20 protein-coding genes, 1 pseudogene and 1 riboswitch are annotated in these 20,185 nt (G+C 72.3%); of the genes and pseudogenes, 11 read left to right on the top strand and 10 right to left on the bottom strand.

What is annotated here, in order from left to right:
* Positions 1–58: 58 nt before the first annotated feature.
* Both nagA and AB0G56_RS11690 read right to left on the bottom strand, forming a co-directional pair.
* Complete coding sequence (gene nagA / locus AB0G56_RS11695; protein ID WP_360967296.1) at positions 59–1,201, bottom strand: N-acetylglucosamine-6-phosphate deacetylase; 1,143 nt, start codon at positions 1,199–1,201, stop codon at positions 59–61.
* A gap of 7 nt (positions 1,202–1,208) precedes the next feature.
* Positions 1,209–2,180, bottom strand: coding sequence for an ROK family protein (locus AB0G56_RS11690; RefSeq protein ID WP_360967294.1), 972 nt, complete (start codon positions 2,178–2,180; stop codon positions 1,209–1,211).
* Positions 2,181–2,285: 105 nt separating this feature from the next.
* Here AB0G56_RS11690 and AB0G56_RS11685 point away from each other — a divergent pair, with 105 nt between their 5' ends.
* The 3 genes from AB0G56_RS11685 to otsB all read left to right on the top strand — a co-directional run bounded on the left by AB0G56_RS11685 (position 2,286) and on the right by otsB (position 4,846).
* Positions 2,286–3,557, top strand: coding sequence for an extracellular solute-binding protein (locus AB0G56_RS11685; RefSeq protein WP_360967291.1), 1,272 nt, complete (start codon positions 2,286–2,288; stop codon positions 3,555–3,557).
* A 69-nt stretch (positions 3,558–3,626) separates the two neighbouring features.
* A complete protein-coding gene (locus AB0G56_RS11680) occupies positions 3,627–3,887 on the top strand; it encodes a DUF3263 domain-containing protein (RefSeq protein WP_360967288.1) in 261 nt (86 codons plus the stop codon).
* A gap of 89 nt (positions 3,888–3,976) precedes the next feature.
* Positions 3,977–4,846, top strand: a complete 870-nt coding sequence (gene otsB, locus AB0G56_RS11675) for a trehalose-phosphatase (protein WP_360967286.1) — start codon at positions 3,977–3,979, stop codon at positions 4,844–4,846.
* A 74-nt stretch (positions 4,847–4,920) separates the two neighbouring features.
* Here the strand turns inward: otsB and AB0G56_RS11670 are convergent, their stop codons facing one another.
* Both AB0G56_RS11670 and AB0G56_RS11665 read right to left on the bottom strand, forming a co-directional pair.
* Positions 4,921–6,354, bottom strand: a complete 1,434-nt coding sequence (locus AB0G56_RS11670; protein WP_360967283.1) for a trehalose-6-phosphate synthase — start codon at positions 6,352–6,354, stop codon at positions 4,921–4,923.
* A 107-nt stretch (positions 6,355–6,461) separates the two neighbouring features.
* A complete protein-coding gene (locus AB0G56_RS11665) occupies positions 6,462–7,406 on the bottom strand; it encodes a glucosyl-3-phosphoglycerate synthase (protein ID WP_360967281.1) in 945 nt (314 codons plus the stop codon).
* 211 nt (positions 7,407–7,617) lie between these two features.
* Positions 7,618–7,791: riboswitch (SAM riboswitch) on the top strand.
* Positions 7,792–7,809: 18 nt separating this feature from the next.
* Here AB0G56_RS11665 and thrC point away from each other — a divergent pair.
* The 6 genes from thrC (at position 7,810) to AB0G56_RS11635 (ending at position 14,917) form a co-directional block, all read left to right on the top strand.
* A complete protein-coding gene (thrC, locus tag AB0G56_RS11660; RefSeq protein WP_360967279.1) occupies positions 7,810–9,099 on the top strand; it encodes a threonine synthase in 1,290 nt (429 codons plus the stop codon).
* A complete protein-coding gene (locus AB0G56_RS11655; protein WP_360967276.1) occupies positions 9,096–9,371 on the top strand; it encodes a MoaD/ThiS family protein in 276 nt (91 codons plus the stop codon). Before thrC ends, AB0G56_RS11655 begins: the two co-directional genes overlap by 4 nt.
* Positions 9,372–9,803: 432 nt before the next feature.
* On the top strand, positions 9,804–10,007 hold the full coding sequence (locus AB0G56_RS11650) for a cold-shock protein (protein ID WP_004986573.1): 204 nt from the start codon (positions 9,804–9,806) through the stop codon (positions 10,005–10,007).
* 329 nt (positions 10,008–10,336) lie between these two features.
* Complete coding sequence (gene groL / locus AB0G56_RS11645; protein WP_360967270.1) at positions 10,337–11,959, top strand: chaperonin GroEL; 1,623 nt, start codon at positions 10,337–10,339, stop codon at positions 11,957–11,959.
* A gap of 184 nt (positions 11,960–12,143) precedes the next feature.
* Complete coding sequence (locus tag AB0G56_RS11640) at positions 12,144–13,295, top strand: NADH:flavin oxidoreductase (RefSeq protein WP_360967267.1); 1,152 nt, start codon at positions 12,144–12,146, stop codon at positions 13,293–13,295.
* Positions 13,296–13,444: 149 nt separating this feature from the next.
* Entirely contained in the window at positions 13,445–14,917 is a 1,473-nt protein-coding gene (locus AB0G56_RS11635; RefSeq protein WP_360967264.1) for an MFS transporter, read from the top strand.
* A 30-nt stretch (positions 14,918–14,947) separates the two neighbouring features.
* On the opposite strand, the gene AB0G56_RS11630 is transcribed toward AB0G56_RS11635, so the two are convergent.
* The 4 genes from AB0G56_RS11630 to AB0G56_RS11615 form a co-directional block, all read right to left on the bottom strand.
* Positions 14,948–15,523 (bottom strand): hypothetical protein, encoded by a 576-nt coding sequence (locus tag AB0G56_RS11630; protein WP_360967261.1) that lies wholly within the window; start codon positions 15,521–15,523, stop codon positions 14,948–14,950.
* 50 nt (positions 15,524–15,573) lie between these two features.
* Entirely contained in the window at positions 15,574–16,131 is a 558-nt protein-coding gene (locus AB0G56_RS11625) for a DinB family protein (RefSeq protein WP_360967258.1), read from the bottom strand.
* Between the two features lie 203 nt (positions 16,132–16,334).
* Positions 16,335–17,306, bottom strand: coding sequence for an N-acetylmuramic acid 6-phosphate etherase (gene murQ / locus AB0G56_RS11620; RefSeq protein WP_360967255.1), 972 nt, complete (start codon positions 17,304–17,306; stop codon positions 16,335–16,337).
* 107 nt (positions 17,307–17,413) lie between these two features.
* On the bottom strand, positions 17,414–18,361 hold the full coding sequence (locus tag AB0G56_RS11615; protein ID WP_360967252.1) for a MurR/RpiR family transcriptional regulator: 948 nt from the start codon (positions 18,359–18,361) through the stop codon (positions 17,414–17,416).
* 101 nt (positions 18,362–18,462) lie between these two features.
* On the opposite strand from AB0G56_RS11615, the gene AB0G56_RS11610 reads away from it, so the two are divergent.
* Both AB0G56_RS11610 and AB0G56_RS11605 read left to right on the top strand, forming a co-directional pair.
* Positions 18,463–18,846, top strand: a complete 384-nt coding sequence (locus AB0G56_RS11610) for a hypothetical protein (RefSeq protein ID WP_360967250.1) — start codon at positions 18,463–18,465, stop codon at positions 18,844–18,846.
* A gap of 25 nt (positions 18,847–18,871) precedes the next feature.
* Positions 18,872–19,150 carry a DUF4031 domain-containing protein gene (locus tag AB0G56_RS11605; protein WP_360967247.1) on the top strand — a complete coding sequence of 93 codons (279 nt, stop codon included), beginning with the start codon at positions 18,872–18,874 and terminating at the stop codon, positions 19,148–19,150.
* Positions 19,151–19,172: 22 nt separating this feature from the next.
* Here the strand turns inward: AB0G56_RS11605 and AB0G56_RS11600 are convergent.
* Both AB0G56_RS11600 and AB0G56_RS11595 read right to left on the bottom strand, forming a co-directional pair.
* A pseudogene (locus AB0G56_RS11600) lies at positions 19,173–19,664 on the bottom strand (GNAT family N-acetyltransferase); the annotation flags it as partial.
* Positions 19,665–19,792: 128 nt separating this feature from the next.
* The gene (locus tag AB0G56_RS11595; protein WP_360967244.1) at positions 19,793–20,086 is read right to left on the bottom strand and encodes a hypothetical protein; all 294 of its coding nucleotides are present in this window, start codon (positions 20,084–20,086) and stop codon (positions 19,793–19,795) included.
* Positions 20,087–20,185 lie beyond the last annotated feature (99 nt).

The following is a 20,185-nucleotide window of genomic DNA, read 5'->3' as shown; positions in this document are numbered from 1 at the left end:
GCCGCCCACCCCCCGTACCGGTCACCGCGTCGGGCCGGGCGGTCGCGGGGCGGACGGATCAGCCCAGTTGGGGATCGACCACCCATTCGCCGCGCCGCATCACGCCCTTGAGGACGAAGTCCTCGTCGAGCAGCACCAGGTCGGCGTCCTTGCCGGGCTCCAGGGAGCCGACGCGGTCGTCCATGCCGAGCAGCCGGGCCGGGTTGGCGGACAGAGCCCGTACGACGTCCTCGACCGGCAGCCGGTCGACGGTGACCGCGCGCCTGAACGCACGGTCCAGGGTGAGTGTGGAGCCCGCGATCGAGCCGCCCTCGACCAGCCGGGCCACTCCGTCGGTGACCTCGACCTCCAGCGGGCCGAGCAGGTAGCGGCCGTCGCCGGAGCCGGCGGCGTCCATGGCGTCGGTGATGAAGGCGACCCGGGCCGCGCCCGCGTGGTGGAAGGCCAGTTCCAGGGCGGCGGGGTGCAGGTGGACGCCGTCGTTGATCAGCTCGACGGTGACCCGCTCGTCCTCCAGGAGGGCGGTGATCGGGCCGGGGGCGCGGTGGCCGAGCGTCGGCATCGCGTTGAACAGGTGGGTGGCGACGGTGGCTCCGGCGTCGATCGCCTCCACGGTCTGCTCGTAGGTGGCGTCGGTGTGCCCGATCGCCGCGATCACGCCGTGCTCGGCGAGCATCCGTACGGAGTCGAGGCCGCCGGGCAGTTCGGTGGCGAGCGTGACCATCTTGGCGTGGCCGCGGGCCGCGTCGACCAGCTTGCGCACGTCGGCCGGGTCGGGCTCGCGCAGCAGCGCCTCGGAGTGGGCGCCCTTGCGGCACGGGGAGATGAACGGTCCCTCGAAGTGGATGCCCGCGATCTCGCCCTGTTCGGCCAACTCGGAGAGGAGCCCGGCCTGCTGGGTGAGGATCTTCATGTCGTCGGTGACCGTGGAGGTGACGACGGTGGTGGTGCCGTGGGCGCGGTGGGCGCGGACGGCGGTCATGACGTCGTCGGCCGAGCCGGAGAAGGCCGCGCCGCCGCCGCCGTGGTTGTGGAGGTCGACGAAGCCGGGGACGAGCCAGTGCCCGGTGACGTCGACGGTCTCGGCGTCCTCGGGGGCGGCGCCGGTGATCCGTGTGCCGGCGACGATCACGCGACCGCCGTCCGCGATCCCGGTGGGCAGCACCACCCGGGCTCCGTCGAGAACCTTGCTGGGGGCCATCTGGTGGCTACCTCCGGTCAGTCGTGGAAGGAGAAGAGGAAGAGGGGGCGGGGGCCGGGGCGGCCGCGGCGAGGAGGTCCCAGGCGAGCAGGCCCGCGCCCAGGCATCCGGCGGTGTCCCCGAGGGCCGCGGGGACGATCGTGGGCAGCTTCTGGAAGGTGACCCGGCGGCGGACGGCCTCCCGCAGCGGGCGGAAGAGCGTCTCCCCGGCCTCGGCGAGTCCGCCACCGATGATCAGCGTGCGCGGGTCCAGCAGGGTGAGCGCGGTGACCAGGCCGTCGGCGAGGGCGTCCACGGCCTCCTGCCACACCGCCTGTGCCCGTGCGTCGCCAAACTCCACGGCCTTGGCGCAGTCCGCCGCGTCGGCGCCGGTCTCGCCGCAGGCCTCGGCCCAGGCCAGGCTGACCGCGGAGGCGGACGCGAACCGTTCCAGGCAGCCGTGCTGTCCGCAGGGGCAGGGGATGCCGCCGGGCCGGACGACGATGTGCCCGATCTCGCCGGCGAAGCCGTGCGCGCCCGCCTCCACCCGGCCGTCGATGCCGATGGCGCCGGCGATCCCGGTGCCCAGCGGGACGAACAGGAACCGGTCGGCGCCCTTGCCCGCGCCGATCCGGCCCTCGCCGAGTCCGCCGGTGCGCACGTCGTGGCCGAGGGCGACGGGGGTGCCGAGCCGCTTCGCGAGCAGGTCGCGCAGGGGTACGTCGCGCCAGCCGAGGTTGGCCGAGTAGGCGGCGACGCCCTGCTCCTCGTCGACGATGCCGGGGACGGCGACGCCTGCGGCCGCGGCCGGTTCGCCGAAGCGCCCGGCGCCGTACGCGCGCAGTTCGGCGGCGAAGCCGAGGATGCCCTCGACGACGGCGTCGGGGCCGCGCTCGCGGCCGGTGGGCCGGCGCGCCTGGTGGAGCAGCGCGCCGTTCTCGTCGACCAGTGCGGCCTTCATGCCGGTGCCGCCCACATCGAGCGCGATGACGTGTCTCACAGGGGACAGTGTGGCCCTTCGACCCGCGAGAGGTCTAGTCCACTGCGCTGGTGTAGACCTATCTTGTCCGCATGGTGAACACGAGACGGTTGGGGCGGGAAAACGGTGCAGCGGCGTAGGACAGGAATGATCGCGGCGGCGTCCGCACTGGGGATGACCTCGGTTCTCGGCGGCTGCGGGAGCACCGGATCCTCCGACGTCACCCTCCACCTGGTCGCCGCGGACTACGGCGACTCCTCGGCCAACGGCTCGCAGAAGTACTGGGACGGACTGGCCCGGGCCTACGAGGCCCAGCACTCCGGCGTGAAGGTCGACGTCAAGGTCTACTCCTGGACCGACGTGGACCGCAAGGTCAAGGAGATGGTCGACGCCGGCGACCCGCCGGACATGGCCCAGATCGGCGCGTACGCCGACTACGCGGCCCAGGACCTGCTCTACAAGGCCGACGACCTGCTCTCCATAGCCGTGCAGGCCGATTTCCTCGACCAGCTCTCCGAGGCCGGCCAGGTACGGCACCTGCAGTACGGCATCCCGTTCGCCGCCTCCACCCGCGTGCTCTTCTACAACAAGACGCTCTTCTCCCAGGCGAACCTCACCCCGCCCAAGACGTGGAACGACCTCGCCGCCGACGCCGAGGCCCTGAAGGCCAAGGGCGTGAAGTACCCGTACGCGCTGCCGCTCGGCCCCGAGGAGGCGCAGGCCGAGACCATGCAGTGGCTGCTCAGCGGCGGCGCCGGCTACACCGACGACATCGGTACGTACACCATCAACTCACCGCAGAACGCCGAGACGTTCACCTGGCTCAGGGACGAGCTGGTCGGCAAGGGGCTGACCGGTCCCGTCGCGCCCGGCAAGCTCAACCGAGCCGACGCCTTCGACGCCTTCGCCAAGGGCCAGGTCGGCATGCTCAACGGCCACCCCACGCTGATGAAGAAGGCCACGCAGGCGGGCGTGAAGTTCGGCATGGTGCCGGTGCCGGGCAGGAACGGCACGCCCAAGGCCACCATGGGCGTCACCGACTGGATGATGGCCTTCAAGAAGAACGGCCACCGCAAGGAGGTCGGCGACTTCCTCGACTTCGTCTACAGCGAGAAGAACGTCCTTGACTTCTCCCGCGAGTACGACCTGCTGCCCGTCACCACCTCCGCGTCCGAGGCGATGGCCGCGGCCCCGCAGGACAAGAACCTGTGGCCCTTCCTCCAGGAACTGTCACTCGCCCAGCTCTACCCGGCGGGCAAGACGTCCTGGGCCCAGGTCAGCGCCGAGATCAAGAAGCGCATCGGCGGCACGGTCACCCCGGGCGGCGACCCCACGGGCGTCCTCAACCAACTGCAGACCCAGGCCTCACAGGCGGAGGCGAAGGAGAACGCGGGGTGAGCCTCAGGGGCGGGGGCCGGCCCGAGGGGCTCCCGGGCCACTGTCGGTGGTGAGGGTTACGGTGCCCGTATGGACGTGAGCGACGAGCCGGACGGGATGCGGGAGCCGGGCCTCGCGGGACGGGAGCGGGACATCCTCGCCCTGGAGCGGCGCGGCTTCACGGGCCCCGGCGCCAAGGAACGCGCGATACGCGAGGAACTCGGCCTCTCCCCCGTCCGCTACTACCAGCTCCTCAACGCCCTGCTCGACGACACGCGCGCCCTGGCGCACGACCCGGTGACGGTCAACCGGCTGCGCCGGGTGCGCGACGCGCGGCGGTCCGAGCGCTGAGCCGCCCGGCCACCGCTGAGCGGAGGCCGCCGCCGAGGAGCGGGCGCGGCCGAGGAGTGGGCCCGGCCGTGTGTGGATAGGTTCGGCGTATGGGCCACGACACGGATCCGACCAACCCCGCCCCCGACGCCCCCGCCCTGCCGACCCCGGTCACCCGGGCCGGGCGGGACGGGCTCGCCGCGCTGCTCGCACGCCCGGAGCGCGCGGTGATCGCGCTCGACTTCGACGGCACGCTCGCGCCGATCGTGCCCGACCCGGACCGGGCCAGGGCCCACCCGGACGCGGTGCCGGCCCTGGCCGCACTCGCCCCGAAGGTGGCCGCCGTGGTCGTGGTCACCGGCCGCCCCGCCGGGGTCGCGGTGCGCCACGGCGGCTTCGCCGGCGTGGCCGGCCTCGACCACCTCGTCGTCCTCGGCCACTACGGCGCCGAACGCTGGGACGCGGCCACCGCGACGGTCACCGCCCCGGCCCCGCACCCCGGCGTCGCCGCCGTCCGCGCGGAACTGCCCGGCTTCCTCGACCGGATCGGCGCCTGGCACGGCACCTGGATCGAGGAGAAGGGCCGCTCCCTGGCCGTCCACACCCGCCGCGCCCAGGACCCCCAGGCCGCCTTCGACGCGTTGCGCGGCCCGCTCGCCGACCTGGCCGCCCAACACGGCCTGATCGTCGAACCGGGCCGTATGGTCCTCGAACTGCGCCCGCCGGGCATGGACAAGGGCGTCGCCCTCCTGGAGTACGTCCGCGACCTCGGCGCCGGCTCCGTCCTCTACGCCGGTGACGACCTCGGCGACCTGCCCGCCTTCACCGCTCTGGACAAACTCCGCTCCGACGGCCTGCCGGGCGTCCTCGTGTGCAGCGGCAGCACGGAGGTGACCGAACTGTCGGACCGCGCGGACCTGGTGGTACCGGGCCCGGCGGGAGTGGTGGAACTCCTCGGGGCCCTGGCGGCCCGCATGTGACCCCCGGGGCCCACGGCGAGTTCCGGGGGTTCCGGCCCCGGCGTCGGAACCCGGGGCACGGCGGCGCCGCCGGTTCAGCCCGCGTTCAGTTCATGCAACTGGTCCAGGAACCACTGGGCCGGGGGGAGTGCGGTGGCCGCCGCGGCCAGGCGGTTCGTGCGTTCGGAGCGTTCCGTCCCGGGCATGTTCAGGGCCTCGTGCAGCGCCGCCGCCGTGCCCGCAACGTCGTACGGGTTCACCACCAGCGCGTCCTCGCCCAGCTCGGCGTACGCGCCCGCCTCCCGCGACAGCACCAGCGCGCACCCCGAGTCGGAGATCACCGGGACCTCCTTGGCGACCAGGTTCATCCCGTCCCGGATGGGGTTGACCAGTGCCACGTCGGCGATCCGGTAGGCCGCGAGGGAACGGGCGAAGTCGTCCTTGACGTGCAGGACGACCGGCGTCCACCCGGGCGTGCCGAACCGCTGGTTGATCTCCTCCGCCAGCCGCCGCACCTCGGCCGTGTACTCCCGGTAGACGGCGAGGTCCTGCCGTGAGGGGTAGGCGAAGGCGATGTGCACCACCCGTTCGCGCCACTCGGGGCGGTCCTGGAGCAGTTGCCGGTACGCCAGCAGCCCGCGCACGATGTTCTTCGACAGCTCGGTGCGGTCCACCCGGACGATCGTCCTGCGCGCGCCGCCGTCCGGAGCGGCGCCGATCTCCTCGCGCAGCGCCGCCATCCGCTCCTTCACGTCGGCCCGGTGCGAGCGCTCGCGCAGGAACTCCGCGTCCGCGCCCAGGCCGTGCACCCCCACGCGGGTGCCGCCGAGCCCGCCGGCCAGCGTCTCGCAGCACTGGGCGAAGGCGTCCGCCCACCGCTGGGTGAGGAAGCCCAGCCGGTCCGCGCCCAGCATGCCGCGCAGCACCTGCTCGGCGATGTCGTCGGGGAGCATCCGGAAGTAGTCCACCGGCGCCCACGGCGTGTGCGAGAAGTGCCCGATCCGCAGATCCGGCCGGAAATCGCGCAGCATACCCGGGACGAGCGTCAGGTGGTAGTCCTGCACGACCACGGCCGCGCCCTCGGCGGCCTCCTCGGCCAGCGCCTCGGCGAACGCCCGGTTGTAGGCCTCGTACGACGCCCACTGCCGCCGGAACTCCGTATCGAAGACGGGTTCCAGCGGGGTCTGGTAGAGCATGTGGTGGACGAACCACAGCACCGAGTTGGCGATGCCGTTGTAGGCGTCGGAGAAGACGTCCGGGGCGATGTCGAGCATCCGGACCCGCTGGCCGCCGGTGTCCTCGGGCGGCAGCCGCCGGCCGTCCTCGAAGCGCCGTACGGCCTCCCGGTCGGCGTCGTCGAGCGCGGCGCACACCCACACCGCGCCCGCGTCCGGGCCGATCGCGGAAAGCCCGGAGACCAGCCCTCCGCCACCGCGTTTCGCGTGCAGGGAACCGTCCTCGTCCAGGTCGTACGAAACCGGCCCGCGATTGGAAGCGACCAGCACCTCGGCACCGTGCGTTGCAGCCATGGTCCTCAACCTAGCCCGGGTCTCGAACGCTCAAACGTACGCGGGAGCGGGCCGGGGGGTACTTCCGGCCGTCCGCCCCGGGCCCATCGGGGCCGCACCAGGCCCGCTCAGGCCACCCGCCGTGCCGCGTACTCCGCGATCTCCGTCATCGGGGGCCGTTCCTCCGTGTCGACGGAGTACGTCCGTGGCTCGAAGCCGTCCTCGCCCCGTTCGAACTGGGTGAGCGTGGGGCGGATCAGGTGGCCGCGGGCCAGGCGGAGCTGGGCGGTGCGGTAGATCGCGGCGGACATCCGGCCGAGGGCCTGCCCGTCCTGGTGGCGGTGGATGCGCTCGCCCACGTCCACCTGGGCGAGCGCGTCCAGGCCGACCAGGTGCAGCGCGTCGACGAGCATGCCCAGCTCCACGCCGTAGCCGACGGGGAAGGGCAGCTGTTCGAGCAGGGCGCGGCGGGCCGCGTACTCGCCGCCGAGCGGCTGTACGAATCCGGCCAGCTGCGGCCAGTGCATGTTGAGCAGCGGGCGGGCCATCAGTTCGGTGACCCGGCCGCCCTGCCCGGCGGCGGTGCCCAGGGGCCGGTCGTACATGGCTTTGACCAGCTGCACCTCCGGGTCGGTGAGCAGCGGGCCGACGATGCCGGTGACGAAGTCGGCGGAGAACTCCCGCAGGTCGGCGTCCACGAAGCAGACGACGTCCCCGCGGGTCACCAGCAGCGAGCGCCACAGCACCTCGCCCTTGCCGGGCACCGCGGGGATGCGGGGGAGGATCGCGTCGCGGTGCACGACCCGGGCGCCCGCCGCGGCGGCCACCTGGGAGGTGCGGTCGGTGGAGCCGGAGTCGACCACGACGAGCTCGTCGACCAGCGGGGCTCGCGCCATCAGGTCGCGGCGGATCACGGCGACGATGTCGCCGACCGTCTCCTCCTCGTTCAGCGCGGGCAGCACGACGCTGACGGCGGAGCCGCTCGCCCGTTTGGCGGCCAGGACGCCGTCGAGCGGCCGATCGGCGACGGACCAGGACCGTGTCCTCAGCCAGCGCTCGACTTCTTCCAGCACGGTCGGTGACTCCTCACTCCTGCTCGTCTCGCCGCGGCCCGCTGCCCGTCCGGGATCACATCATCGTGTGATCTGTCTCGCGGTTCGGACGACCATCTCTCACCGTCCGGGCCGTCGGTTACAGTCTTGAACAACGCGGACGACGCTCGCATGCCGGGGTCGCCGCGACCCGTCGCCGCATGACCACAACCGCGTGACCACAACCGAATACCGCTCATCCAGAGGGGCAGAGGGACACGGCCCGATGAAGCCCCGGCAACCCTCCAGCCGGTCTCGTACCGACGGATCGCCGCACGACGGCGCTCCGGTCGCCACCGCGAGGCTCCCGGCTAGGGAAGGTGCCAAATCCGTCTCACGGCGAGATGCGTCGTGAGGAAGATGAGGAGAAAGGGCCTCGCCTCACATGGCTGTGCAGACAGTTGCAAGCAGCACCGACTCCACCGTCGACCTCGGTCCCGCCGCGGCGCTCAGCTGCCGCGAGTGCGGCCACCGCGTGCCCCTCGGCCCGGTCTTCGCCTGCGAGGAGTGTTTCGGCCCGCTGGAGATCGCCTACGACTTCTCGGCCTACGACACCGAGGAGCTGCGGGGGCGGATCGAGGCCGGCCCGGCGAACATCTGGCGCTACGCCCCGCTGCTGCCCGTCCCCGCCGACGTGGCCGGCAAGCCGAACCTCAACCCCGGCTGGACCAAGCTCGTCCAGGCCGACCGCCTCGCCGCCGAACTCGGCGTCGACACCGGCAAGCTCTTCGTCAAGGACGACTCCGGCAACCCGACGCACTCCTTCAAGGACCGCGTCGTCGCCCAGGCCCTGGAGGCCGCCCGCGCCTTCGGCTTCACCACCCTGTCCTGCTCCTCCACCGGCAACCTCGCCGGTGCCGTCGGCGCCGCCGCCGCCCGCGCCGGCCTGCGCTCGTGCGTGTTCATCCCGCACGACCTGGAGCAGGGCAAGGTCGTCATGGCCGCGATCTACGGCGGCGAACTCGTCGGCATCGAGGGCAACTACGACGACGTGAACCGCTTCTGCTCCGAGCTGATCGGCGACCCGGCCGGTGAGGGCTGGGGCTTCGTCAACGTCAACCTGCGGCCGTACTACGCCGAGGGCTCCAAGACGCTGGCGTACGAGATCTGCGAGCAGCTCGGCTGGCGGCTGCCCGACCAGATCGTCGTCCCCATCGCCTCCGGCTCGCAGCTCACCAAGGTCGACAAGGGCCTGCGCGAGCTGATCCGGCTCGGCCTGGTCGAGGACAAGCCGTACAAGGTCTTCGGCGCGCAGGCCGAGGGCTGCTCGCCGGTGTCCACCGCCTTCAAGGCCGGGCACGACGTCGTCCGGCCGCAGAAGCCGAACACCATCGCCAAGTCCCTCGCCATCGGCAACCCCGCCGACGGCCCGTACGTCCTGGACATCGCGCGCCGCACCGGGGGAGCGGTGGAGGATGTGACGGACGATCAGGTCGTCGACGCGATCAAGCTGCTCGCCCGCACCGAGGGCATCTTCGCGGAGACCGCGGGCGGCGTGACGGTCGGCGTCACGAAGAAGCTGATCGAAGCCGGCGTCCTCGACCCGACGAAGACCACCGTCGTCCTGAACACGGGTGACGGCCTGAAGACCCTGGACGCGGTGGCCGGCACCGGCCTGACCGCCACCATCCGCCCGACCCTGGACTCCTTCCGAGAGGCTGGCCTCGCATCATGAGCGTGACCGTTCGCATCCCCACCATCCTGCGCACCTACACCGGCGGACAGGCCGAGGTGAGCGCCGAGGGCACCACCCTCGCCGATGTCATCTCCGACCTGGAGAAGAACCACACGGGCATCGCCGCGCGCGTCCTGGACGACCAGGGCAAGCTGCGCCGCTTCGTCAACGTCTACGTCAACGACGACGACGTCCGCTTCGAGCAGGGCCTTCAGACGGTGACCCCGGACGGCGCGGGCGTCTCGATCATTCCGGCGGTCGCCGGCGGCTGATCATTACCTTCGGTAATGGCAGTGACCGAGCGTGCCGGGAATTGCCCCCTCCGCAAGAGAAGCGGAGGGGGCAATTCCATGGGATTGAGCACGGTAGAGTTGGGGAACGCGCCCCTGGATCTCCGGGGTGAGCGCCTGGTGATTCCTGCCGTCCGCCGATGAGAAACAGCCAAAATCCGCGGGTATTCTGCGGCATTTGTCTTGATTTATGGGGCCCGACTTGCCCTGAGTTCGGCTGAATTCTCGTCACATTCCGGACCGCTCCCGCCCAGAATTCTCGTCCGATTGACCTGTTGCAGACGGCAGTTGGACAGATACATTCAGCCGCGGTCGACGCGTTCCGGCGCACGCCCCCGATCCACGGGGGGTGAGGTCTGACCCGGATCCGCGAAGTGCGGATCTGTGCAAGGGCCAGTAATAGGGGAGTTAGGCATGGCTCAGGGCACCGTCAAGTGGTTCAACGCGGAGAAGGGGTACGGCTTCATCGCGGTCGACGGTGGTGCGGACGTCTTCGTCCACTACAGCGCGATCCAGATGGACGGCTACCGCACGCTGGAAGAGGGCCAGCGGGTCGAGTTCGAGATCTCGCAGGGTCAGAAGGGCCCGCAGGCCGACATGGTTCGCGTCACCGCCTGAACGTACTTCACGCGAAGGGCCCGCACCTCCCTTGGGGGTGCGGGCCCTTCGTCCGTCCCCGCCCCGCCCCGCCTCGCCGGGCCGTGCCGGTACGCCTCCGTTCGCCCCCGGCTGATCCACTGCGGGTCACCCCCCAGGCGCTTGCACTCGACCATGCCGAGTGCTAATCATTGCGTTAGCACTCTGAAGGTGAGAGTGACAACGAAGGACCGGGTCGGTGAGGCCCGCAGGCCGTGTGGGGCAAGGAACCACAAGGCCGGCGAGCCGTCCGTCGCGGGCGCGGGCGCGGTCCGAAGGAATCACCCCCAGTCCTGGAGGGACCACTTCACATGGCCAAGATCATCGCGTTCGACGAGGAGGCGCGGCGCGGCCTCGAGCGCGGCATGAACCAGCTCGCGGACGCCGTCAAGGTGACGCTCGGCCCCAAGGGCCGCAACGTCGTCCTCGAGAAGAAGTGGGGCGCCCCCACGATCACCAACGATGGTGTCTCCATCGCCAAGGAGATCGAGCTCGAGGACCCGTACGAGAAGATCGGCGCCGAGCTGGTCAAGGAAGTCGCCAAGAAGACGGACGACGTCGCCGGTGACGGTACGACCACCGCGACCGTGCTCGCCCAGGCCCTGGTCCGCGAGGGCCTGCGCAACGTGGCCGCCGGCGCCAACCCGATGGCCCTGAAGCGCGGTATCGAGAAGGCCGTCGAGGCCGTCTCCGCCGCCCTGCTCGACCAGGCCAAGGAGGTCGAGACCAAGGAGCAGATCGCCTCCACCGCCTCCATCTCCGCCGCCGACACCCAGATCGGCGAGCTGATCGCCGAGGCCATGGACAAGGTCGGCAAGGAAGGCGTCATCACCGTCGAGGAGTCGCAGACCTTCGGTCTGGAGCTCGAGCTCACCGAGGGCATGCGCTTCGACAAGGGCTACATCTCCGCCTACTTCGCGACCGACATGGAGCGCATGGAGGCGGTGCTCGAGGACCCGTACATCCTCATCGCCAACTCCAAGATCTCCTCGGTCAAGGACCTGCTCCCGCTCCTGGAGAAGGTCATGCAGTCGGGCAAGCCGCTGCTGATCATCGCCGAGGACGTCGAGGGCGAGGCCCTGTCGACCCTGGTCGTCAACAAGATCCGCGGCACCTTCAAGTCCGTCGCCGTCAAGGCCCCGGGCTTCGGCGACCGCCGCAAGGCCATGCTCGGCGACATCGCCATCCTCACGGGCGGCGAGGTCATCTCCGAGGAGGTCGGCCTCAAGCTGGAGAACGCCACCCTCGACCTGCTGGGCAAGGCCCGCAAGGTGGTCATCACCAAGGACGAGACCACCATCGTCGACGGTGCCGGCTCCTCGGAGCAGGTCGGCGGCCGGGTGAACCAGATCCGCGCCGAGATCGAGAACAGCGACTCCGACTACGACCGCGAGAAGCTCCAGGAGCGCCTGGCGAAGCTCGCGGGCGGCGTGGCCGTCATCAAGGCCGGTGCCGCCACCGAGGTCGAGCTGAAGGAGCGCAAGCACCGCATCGAGGACGCCGTGCGCAACGCCAAGGCGGCCGTCGAGGAGGGCATCGTCGCCGGTGGTGGCGTGGCCCTGCTGCAGGCCTCCCAGGTGTTCGAGAAGCTGGAGCTGGACGGCGACGAGGCCACCGGTGCCGCCGCCGTCAAGCTGGCGCTCGAGGCTCCGCTGAAGCAGATCGCCGTCAACGCCGGCCTCGAGGGCGGCGTCGTGGTGGAGAAGGTGCGCAACCTGACCCCGGGTCACGGCCTGAACGCCGCGACCGGCGAGTACGTCGACCTGGTCGCCGAGGGCATCATCGACCCGGCGAAGGTGACGCGCTCCGCGCTGCAGAACGCCGCGTCGATCGCCGCGCTGTTCCTCACCACCGAGGCCGTCATCGCCGACAAGCCGGAGAAGGCCGCCGCGGCCGCTCCGGGCGGCATGCCGGGCGGTGACATGGACTTCTGATCCGCACGGATCGGGCTCGTCCTTTCCGAGGGCGGCACTCCCTGGCGACAGGGGGTGCCGCCCTCGGGCGTGTCCAGGGCACACCGTGGAGGGGCACGCCCTGGAAGAGGGGGCGGGCACACGTCCACATACCATGCGGTATGCAGTTGGCAGGTCTTCGCCGTCCCTCCGAGGAGCCCCTCGTATGACCCACACCACCACCCCCGGTACCGTCCCCGGGGCGCAGTCCATCTCCCGCGCGGCCCGCATCCTCTCCCGGCCCGTCACCCTGAACGGCCTGACCGTCCCCAACCGGATAGCGATGGCCCCGATGACCCGCCAGTTCTCGCCCGGTGGCGTCCCGGGTGAGGACGTGTGCTCCTACTACGCCCGCCGGGCCGCCGCCGGGGTGGGGCTGGTCATCACCGAGGGCACGTACGTCGGGCACCCTTCGGCCGGGGCGAGCAGCAGGGTGCCGCGCTTCCACGGGCAGGAGCAGCTCGCGGGCTGGGCGCGCGTCGCCGGGGCCGTGCACGCGGCGGGTGGCACGATCGTGCCGCAGCTGTGGCACGTCGGCATGGTCCGCCAGGAGGGCCGGCCCCCGTTCCCGGACGCGCCGCCGGTCGGCCCCTCCGGGCTGCGCCTGGACGGCACCGGGGACGGCCGGGCGATGACGCGGACCGACCTGGACGACGTGATCGGGGCCTTCGCCGAGGCGGCGGGCGCGGCGGAGCGCATCGGTTTCGACGGCGTGGAGATCCACGGCGCCCACGGCTACCTGCTGGACCAGTTCCTGTGGGCCGGCACCAACCGCCGTACGGACGCCTACGGCGGCGACCCGGTGGTGCGGACGAAGTTCGCGGCGGAGGTCGTCGCGGCGGTCCGCGCGGCCGTCTCGCCCGGCTTCCCGGTCCTCTTCCGCTACTCGCAGTGGAAGCAGGAGGCCTACGACGCCCGGCTCGCCGGGACACCGCAGGAGCTGGAGGCGATCCTGGCCCCGCTGGCGGCGGCCGGGGTGGACGCCTTCCACGCCTCCACCCGCCGGTACTGGCTCCCGGAGTTCGAGGGCTCGGACCTCAACCTCGCGGGCTGGACGAAGAAGCTCACCGGCAGGCCGGTCGTCACCGTCGGCTCGGTCGGCCTGGACGGCGGCGACTTCCTCCGCGGGCTCCAGGGGGAGGGCGCCGCGGTCGGCGGCATCGACAACCTGCTGGACCGGCTGGAGCGCGACGAGTTCGACCTGGTGGCCGTGGGGCGGGCGCTGCTCCAGGACCCCGAGTGGGCGGCGAAGGTGCTCGGTGACCGTTTCGCGGAGCTGAAGCCGTTCGACGCGGCGGCGCTGGCCACCCTGAGCTGAGCCGGCCCGGCCGGGCGTCAAGGCAGGCCGTCCCTCCTGGACGCGGGGGCGGCCTGCCGTGGTGCGCCGCTTTTAGCTTGCTTAAGTCAATCAAATTGAATTATGGTTGCTTGAGTCAAGTACACCTGCGCGCGACGGAGACCTCTTCCATGTCCGACGGACCCGCCCGGCCCACCGCGGCCGCGGCCCTGCCCAGACCCAACGCCATCGTGGCCGTCCTGGCCTTCGGCGGCATCGTGGTCTCGCTGATGCAGACCCTGGTGATCCCGATCGTCTCGGAGCTGCCGAAGCTGCTGCACGCCTCCGCGTCGGACGCCGCCTGGGTCGTCACCGCCACCCTGCTCGCCGCCGCCATCGCGACCCCCGTGATGGGCCGCCTCGGCGACATGTACGGCAAGCGCCGCATCCTGCTGCTCAGCCTGGGCATGCTGGTGATCGGCTCGATCACCGCCGCGCTCAGCGACTCGCTCACCCCGATGATCGTCGGGCGCGCCCTCCAGGGCCTCGCCTCCGGCGTGATCCCGCTCGGCATCAGCATCATGCGCGACGAACTGCCCGCCGAGCGGCTCGGCTCGGCGACCGCGATGATGAGCGCCTCCCTCGGCGTCGGCGGCGCCCTCGGCCTGCCCGCCGCCGCAATCATCGCCGAGAACTTCGACTGGCACGTGCTGTTCTGGGCCTCGGCGGCCCTGGGCGCCGTCGCGGCTGTCCTCGTACTGGTGCTCGTACCGGAGTCGCAGGTGCGCTCCGGCGGCCGGTTCGACGCCGTGGGCGCCGCCGGTATGGCGGCGGGCCTGATGTGTCTGCTCCTGGCGGTCTCCAAGGGGGCCGACTGGGGGTGGGGCAGCGGACTGACCCTGGGCCTGTTCGCCGCGGCGGTCGTGATCCTGCTCGCCTGGGGCGTCTACGAACTGCGCGTGCCGGCCCCGCTGGTCGACCTGCGCACCACCGCCCGCCGCCAGGTGCTGATGACCAACCTCGCCTCCATCGCGATCGGCTTCGGGATGTTCTCGATGTCCCTGGTCATCCCGCAGCTGCTCCAGCTGCCCGCGCAGACCGGTTACGGCCTCGGCAAGTCGCTGCTCACCACCGGCCTGGTGATGGCGCCCTCCGGCCTGGTGATGATGGCGGTCGCCCCGTTCTCGGCGTCCCTGTCGCGGGCACGGGGACCGAAGGTGACCCTGATGACCGGCGCCCTCGTCGTGGCCGCCGGGTACGGCCTGAACATCGTCCTCATGGACCAGGTGTGGCACTTCGTGCTGGCGCCCTGCGTCATCAGCGCGGGCATCGGCTTCACCTACGGGGCGATGCCCACGCTCATCATGGGCGCCGTGCCCGCCTCCGAGACGGGTGCCGCCAACAGCCTCAACACGCTGATGCGTTCCATCGGCACGTCCACCGCCAGCGCGGTCGCCGGTGTGGTCCTCGCCCACCTCACCACGCGGTTCGGCCCCTACGCGCTGCCCTCGGAGAACGGCTTCCGCACCGTCCTGGCGCTGGGCGCGGGCGCCGCCCTGCTCGGCTTCCTCATCGCCGCCTTCATCCCCGGCCGGGGCGCCGCGGCGGCGGGCACGCCGGTGGCGGCCGCCGGGGAGGCGATGGCGCCCCAGGTCAAGGCGTAGTCCGCACCGGCCCGGCGAGGGGGCGGGCGGCTACACGTTGCCCATCGGCTCGACATCCACGCGCACGGGCGTGCCCCACATCCGTACCACCTCGTAGTCGGTGAACTCGTGCACGAGCCGGTAGGCCATCGCCGCGCGGGGCGCGCGCAGCTGCGCCGCGATGAACAGCTCCGCCTCGCGCCGCTCGCGGCGCGGGGTGCCGCACAGCTGCCACTCCCGGCCGTTCCACAGCTCCGGCAGCCAGCGCTGCTGGGGCTGCGGCCGGTCCTCGCGCACGCCGTAGCGGGTGGGGGCGGGTTCGTCGGCGGGCAGGGGCGGGCGCCGGGGGCCGCCGTCGTACTGGGCCCGGCGGGCGGCGCGGCGCCGGGTCTCGCACAGCAGGCACAGGTCGGGCGCGTCCTGGTCGACGGGACCGCCGGGATGCTCGGCGCACCGGGTGGCGGGCCGCTCCTGCGAGACGCTCTCCTCCAGCAGGTCCAGGGCCCGCCTCAGGTCGGCCTTGACCTCGTGCAGCCGGGCGTCGGGGGTCTCGGCGGTCAGCTCCTCGCCGTGCTCCCCGACCACCCGCAGGGCCCGCCCGAGCGCGGTGAGCTGTGCGTGGTTCATACCGGCCAGCGTCGCACACGCCACCGCCCGGGCGGCGGCCCCCGGGGCGGTCAGCCCATGCTCTTCGCGCCGTCCAGCGCCTCGCGGATGATGTCGGCGTGGCCGGTGTGCTGGGCGGTCTCGGCGATGATGTGCAGCAGGACCCGGCGGGCCGACCAGCGCGCCCCGGCCTCGAACCACGGGGCCGAGGGCAGCGGCTGGTCGGCGTCCAGGTCGGGCAGGGAGACGACCAGCTCGTCGGTACGGCGTGCCACCTGCGCGTACGCGGCCCGTACGCCCTCCAGCGTGTCGCCGGGCAGCATGCGGAACTCGTCGGCCCGGCGCGCGAAGTCCTCCTTGGTCATGGCCGAGAAGTCGGGCATCGCGGAGGGGCCCCGCACGATGAATTCCGCCCAGTTCCGCTCCACCGACGTGACGTGCTTGATCAGGCCGCCCAGGCACAGCTCGCTCGCGGTGGTGCGCCGGCCGGCCTGCTCGTCGGTGAGGTCGCGCGTGGTGAAGTCCAGGAAGTGACGCTGCTTGGCCAGCGCCTCCAGCAGCTCCGCGCGCTCCCCGGTGACGGCCTGCGCGTCGGTGCTCACGGTGTCGTTGTGCGTGGTCTCGTTCATGGTCCCAGCCCTTCGCCGCGTTCCGTGTCCCCCGAGGTTCCTCGGTGTCCCTCGGTGTCCCTCGGTGTCCCTCGGTGTCCCTCGGTGTCCCTCGGTGTCCCTCGGTGTCCCTCGGTCGAGGACCACGGTAGAGGCGATAGAGGTCAGATCCTGACCTACAGCGGGATCTGCCGCGGTCTCCACAGCGGGAGCTGCAGCGCAACCTACAGCGGACTGGGCGTGCCGCCGGTTTCCGGCCGCAGCGCCTCGCTCGCCGTCAGCGCGGCGCGCAGGTGGCCGCCCGACTCCGTGAGCAGCCGGGCCGCCTCCGGGCCGTCGACCCCGGCGAGCAGGACCAGGACGGCGTCCTTCACCTCGCCGTCGGCGGCGGTCAGCGCCCGCTCGATCTCCTCGTCCGGGGCGCCCGTCGCGAGGGCCACGATCCGGCGGGAGCGGGCGCGCAGCTTCTCGTTGGAGGCGCGGACGTCGACCATCAGGTTCCCGTACGTCTTGCCCAGCCGGATCATGGTGATCGTCGAGATCATGTTCAGGACGAGCTTCTGGGCGGTGCCCGCCTTCAACCGGGTGGAGCCGGTGAGGAGTTCGGGGCCGGTGACGATCTCGATGCCGTGCTCGGCGGCGGCGGCCAGCGCGCTGTGCGCGTTGCAGGCCAGGCCGATGGTCAGCGCGCCGCGCGCGCGGGCGTGCTCGACTGCACCGATCGCGTACGGGGTGCGGCCGGAGGCCGAGATGCCGACCACGGTGTCGTCGGGGGTGAGGCCGAGGGCGCCGAGCGCCTCGACGGCCAGCTCCCGCGAGTCCTCGGCGCCCTCGACGGAGGTCACCATCGCCTCCGGCCCGCCCGCGATCACGCCGACGACCTGGCCCGGCTCGGTGTTGAAGGTCGGCGGGCACTCGGAGGCGTCCAGCACCCCGAGCCGTCCCGCGGTGCCCGCGCCCGCGTAGATGAGCCGGCCGCCGCGCGCCATCCGCTCGGCCACCGCGTCGATCGCGGCGGCGATCTGCGGCAGCCGCTCGGCGACGGCGGCGGGCACGGCCGTGTCCTCGGCGTTCATCAGCCGCGCGATCTCCGCCGTGGGCAGCCGGTCGATCTCGGACAGTTCGGGGCGGAACGCCTCGGTCGTCAGCGACTCCAGCTCGGTGCGCAGCTGACGGTAGGGGGAGGGGGAGGTCATGAGGGGCGGCTCTCTCCGTGCGGTGCGGTGCGGGTGCGGTGGGGCTGGGGCTTGAAGAGGTGGGGCCGGCCCGGGCCCGGGGAGCTCGCCGGGCCCGGGCCGGGCGGTCACGAACGCTGCGAGCCGCCGCGTGGGCTGTGCCGGTGGGCCAGTGCCTCGTACGACGCGGAGAGCGCCGGTGCCGCCGTCTCGTACGTCCGCTGGGCCACTCCGACGAACAGGCAGTCCACCACGAGCAGTTGGCTGGTCCGGGAGGACATCGCGGCCGGGCGCAGCTCGCTCTCCCGGGACGTGGCGGTGGTCAGGACGTGGTCGGCGTACTGGGTCACGGGCGCGTCGGGGCGGCCGGTGATGGCGACGGTGGTCGCGCCGCGCTCGAAGGCCGCCCGCAGCGGCTCGATCACGTCCCCCGTCGAGCCCGAATGGGTGATCGCGATCGCCACGTCGCCCGTGCGCAGCTGCACCGCGTTGGTGACGGCCAGGTGCGGGTCGCTGTGCCCGTGCGCTATCAGCCCTATGCGCAGCAGCTTCTGGGTGAGGTCCTGGGCGACCAGGCCGGAGGCGCCGATGCCGTACACGTCCGTGCGGCGGGCGGCGGCCAGGGCGGCGACAGCCGCGCCGAGCTGGACCGTGTCCAGTCCGGCGGCGGTGTCGGCGAGGGTCTGCTGCTCCTCGTAGGCGAGTTTGGCGACGACGTCGGCGATGGGGTCGTCCACCGCGATGTCGGTGGTGATGGCGGGGGCGCGGCCGGACTGCTGCTGGGCGGCGAGGCCCGCGAGCGCGAGGCGCAGGTCGCGGTAGCCGGGGTAGCCGAGCAGCCGGGCGGTCCGTACGACGGTGGCCTCGCTGGTGCCGGTCAGCTCGGCGAGGCCGGTGACCGTCAGGGCCGCGCAGCCGGCCGGGTCGTTCGCCACGGCCTCGGCGACGCGCTGCATGGAGCGGGTCATGGACGGCGCGAGCGTGCGTACCTTGGCCGCGAGGGCGGCGGGCGCGGGAGGCGTGAGGCCTGCGGCGGTGCCCGAGCCTGCGAAAATTTCCTTCACGTCCTGGGTCACGTATGAAAGATATTTTCTGTCCGGGTCCGCGGTCAAGGGTGCGCACATGCGCACCTCGGGCGCAGGCGTGCGCGCAGCGCGGGCGTGCGCACAATGGAGCCATGGAATCCCTCAGCCCCCTGGAGCAGGCCCTGCACGCCGCGCGCGCCCTCGTGCTCGCCGATCTCGTCGCCGGCGACGTCGCCGAGGCCGACGTGGTCTCGCTCGTGGAGGACTCCGTCGTCCAGCGCCGCTGGTGGGTGGAGCAGTGGCCGGACGGGGCGCGGTACGTGGCCGGGCTGGTCGCGCAGGACGTCCAGGACGCCCTGCTGGAGCGGTACGGCCGCTGGCCGCTGTGCCCGGTGTGCGGCTACGGCGACCCGCACGCCCTCGACGTCGAGCCCGAACTCGGCCCCGATCCGCACTGGGTGTGCGCGCAGGCGGGCGTGAAGGTGGCGCCGGTGGGCGCGCTGGCGCAGGCGATCGGCGGGAAGACGTCGTCGTGAGGGCCGCCCGTGGCACGGTGGCGCCGTGACCGTCTACATCGACCCGCCGACCTGGCCCGGACACGGCCGCATGTGGTCGCACCTGGTCAGCGACGACTCCTACGGCGAACTGCACGGTTTCGCCGCCGCGTTGGGGGTGCCGGCGCGGGCCTTCGAACGCGACCACTACGACCTGCCCGCGCACCGCTACCCGGACGCGGTGGCGGCCGGCGCGGTCGAGGTCAGCAGCCGCGAGGTGGTGCGGCTGCTGCACGCGGCGGGGCTGCGCCGCCGCAAACGCCGTCTGCGGGAAAGCAGTTCGTAGCGGTGCCCCTTCGGGTGGGTTTTCAGGGCCGCAGTTCGTAGGCGAGCAGGTCCCCGACGTCGGCCACCCGGACGTAACCGGCGCGGGTCACCACCCGCTGCGAGGGGCCGTTGTCCCGCTCCACCGTCGCGAACAGCCGCCGTACGCCGTCGCGGGCCAGCGCCCACGCCGACAGGGCGCGCAGCGCCTCGGTGGCGTAGCCGTGGCCGCGGGCGGAAGGGGCCAGGTCGTAGCCGACCTCCGCGCAGCCGTCCTCGTCGGGCGCGCCGTGGAAGCCCATGCCGCCGACCGCCCGTCCGTCCTCGCGCCGCACCAGCGCGAACATGCCCCATTCGGGCCGGTGCACCCCGCTCTCGTACGCCTTCACGAGCATCCCGGCGGCCTCCCGCGTGCCGTCGAAGGGCCCGCCCGCCACCCACCGGAACCCGCCGTCCCCACCACCGGCCAGGTCCCGCGCGGCGGCGGGGGTGACACCTTCCAGGGTGAGGCGGCCTGCGGGTATGCGGATCGTGCTCTGGTGCGCGTCAGGGCTGTTCATCCTCGTCCCCCGTGTCGTCCGGTACCACCGACACGATGGCACAGGTCGGCGGAGCCGGGTGGGGGAGATGCACGTAAGAGATTCCACGGGTGGAGGACAAGGCGTCATGGCCGGCGGGCCGGCCGTGTGTCCCAGTGTTGGCTGGTCCAGGCTTCGCGGATGAGGCGTCGGATCACGATGATCTCGGTCATCGACGCGAGCAGTGCGTTGATGACGACCGCTCGACGTTCCGTGCAGGACAGGGTGAGGTCGAAGCCGCGGCTGTACCAGGAGTTGGTGCGCTCGACGACCCAGCGGCGAGTGTGGTTGATCGGGACCACGACGCCCTTGGACTGGATCCGCCACTCGCGGCCGAGACCGGTCAGCGTGGCCCTGCTGCCGGCCGCGGTGGCGGGCATCCTGCTCACCGCGCCCGCGGGCAGCGCGCGGATCATGCAGTTGCGCGCGACCGCCCGCAAGCACCGCCGGGCCGACCACAGGACTGTGCAGGCCGGGGC

Origin of the sequence: Streptomyces sp. NPDC021356 (genome assembly GCF_040641015.1) — a bacterium.
In the GTDB taxonomy this organism is placed as follows: domain Bacteria; phylum Actinomycetota; class Actinomycetes; order Streptomycetales; family Streptomycetaceae; genus Streptomyces.
This window is presented reverse-complemented; position numbering and strand designations above follow the sequence as displayed.